We start from the raw sequence: 1,932 nt of genomic DNA, 5'->3' as shown, positions 1-1,932 counted from the left end.
AGCGTGACCAGAAAACCCAGCACCAGCGCGGGCCCCGTGTTCGCGATCAGATGCGCCCAGTTCGCGTGCAGCAGCGGAGCGAACAGAACGCCCCACAAACCATCGGCCTCTAACGGCCGGATGCCGTTGAGATCCCACCGGTGCCCGTCGAGCTGGTCGAACAGCTCGATGACATACAGCAGCGCCACAAAGCTGATGATGGTGGCTCCGCCGACCACCCAAACGGAGCGCTTCTTCGGTTGTTGCGCCGGTTGCCGTGCCGGTGTCCTCACGCCCATAGCATCTCACCGATTGCCTTGCACCCGCTGAAACGCTCCGGGCAGCAGGTCCCGGTAAGTCGGTATTCCGGCCACCGACTCTGCGGCGATCACACCGATCAGCACCGCGCGGGCCAGGCAGTCAGCCGCCGCGGTGCCCACAGCGGTGACCAGTGCCGTCTCTGGCGAGAACGCGGCGGGCGTATCAGCCGGCGGTGCCACCTCGACGGCGCCGGTGGCCAGGGCGAACACCATGTCGCCGTCCACCGGGGTGTGCGCCGGCCGGATGCTTCGGGCGAGCCCGTCGTGCGCGGTGCTGGCCACCTGTCGGCAGGCGGCTGGGCTCAGCGCGGCATCGGTGGCGACGACCGCGACCGCGGTATTCAGCGAGCTCAGCGGTGATTCGAGCTCCGCGAGTGCGGCGATTTGTTCGTCGGGCGGAGCGGCAAGACCCAATTCGTCGGCCAAGTAGCTCAGCCACGGTAGGCCGGTCGCCTGGTCGACGACATTGCCCGCGGAGTTCACCGCGACCAGTGCCCCGACTGTCACCCCCGATGGCAGCGTCGTCGACGCGGTCCCGACACCGCCCTTCAGCACACCAGCGCAGGCCCCCACCCCGGCACCGACCGTGCCCACCGCGACATCGGCGCCGGCTGCCTGACAGGCTGCGTAGCCGAACTCGGCCGTCGGCCGGTGGCTCCAGGCGCCCACGTCCAAATCGAAGATCACCGCGCCCGGCACGATCGGTACCACTCCGCCGGCCATCACGACGCCGCGGTCGTGCTCCTCCAGCCAGCTCATGATTCCGTCCGCGGCCGCTAATCCGTAGGCGCTGCCCCCGGCGATCAGCACCGCGTCCACGTAGCGGACGCTGTTGACCGGATCCAGCAGATCGGTTTCCCGGCTGCCGGGCGCACCGCCTCGGCAATCGACGGCGCCCACGGTGCCCGGCGGCGGCAAGACGACCGTGACGCCGCGCGCCCAACCGGCACCCATCGTCGCGTCGGGGTCCAGCCGATGGTGGTGGCCGACGAGGATCCCCCCGACGTCGGTGATCGAGTTCATTGCGACCCCATCAGCGCCAGGACCAGGTACTCCTGCAGGAAGGTCAGCCACTGATACACGTCGAGGTGTGACGCCAACGGATGGTCGTCGGGCAGCCGATCGGGGCCATCGGGGCGGATATCGAGCATGGTGCCCAGCGCCAGCCGGATGTCATTGACGGCTGCGACCCAGGCGTTCGCGTCAGCTTCGGTCAGCTCGAATCGACCGCCGTCCTCGGGCACCGTAGCCAATAGCTGTTCTGCTGCAACGCGTTTGGCCGCGATGATCTCCGGCTCGTGCAGACTGCGCAGAGCGGCATTCAGGCTGCCGGTGGCTTCCTCACCCGAGGGGTCCGGTTTGGAGAAGTCCGGCAACAGCCGCTGCAGCGTCGCGTTGTCGGGCGGCTTCGAGTTGCCGGTCTTCATGCCGGTGATTTGCTCGAGTTCGTCTGTCGGCGATGATGATTCGCGTTCGTCGAGCAGTCCGATCATCGAGTCGACCAGATTCTTGAGCAAGGCCGCCTCATGCGAGTCCAGAGCGGACCGAAAACGGGGACCGTCGGCGGTCTGAACCCGCTTCCACTTGCGCACGTGCGAACCCGAATGCCCTCTCAGCGGTCCTGCTGCAAGGT

2 protein-coding genes and 1 pseudogene are annotated in these 1,932 nt (G+C 67.8%); all 3 read right to left on the bottom strand.

Annotated features, from left to right (window positions below; all coding sequences use genetic code 11):
• A pseudogene (locus tag WB785_RS10320) lies at window positions 1–278 on the bottom strand (rhomboid family intramembrane serine protease); the annotation flags it as partial.
• Window positions 279–284: 6 nt separating this feature from the next.
• A complete protein-coding gene (locus WB785_RS10315; protein ID WP_424078913.1) occupies window positions 285–1,322 on the bottom strand; it encodes a P1 family peptidase in 1,038 nt (345 codons plus the stop codon).
• Window positions 1,319–1,891 (bottom strand): DUF2017 domain-containing protein, encoded by a 573-nt coding sequence (locus WB785_RS10310; protein WP_424078914.1) that lies wholly within the window; start codon window positions 1,889–1,891, stop codon window positions 1,319–1,321. Before WB785_RS10310 ends, WB785_RS10315 begins: the two co-directional genes overlap by 4 nt.
• Window positions 1,892–1,932: the final 41 nt, after the last annotated feature.

The organism is Mycobacterium sp., from assembly GCF_049585075.1.
Lineage (GTDB): Bacteria > Actinomycetota > Actinomycetes > Mycobacteriales > Mycobacteriaceae > Mycobacterium.
Note: the sequence above shows the minus strand (reverse complement) of the source record. Positions and strands in the feature narration are given on the sequence as shown.

Bases quoted from the DNA above. Each gene is read 5' to 3' on its own strand.
- WB785_RS10315 (WP_424078913.1), bottom strand. From the start codon at position 1,322: ATGAACTCGATCACCGACGTCGGGGGGATCCTCGTCGGCCACCACCAT.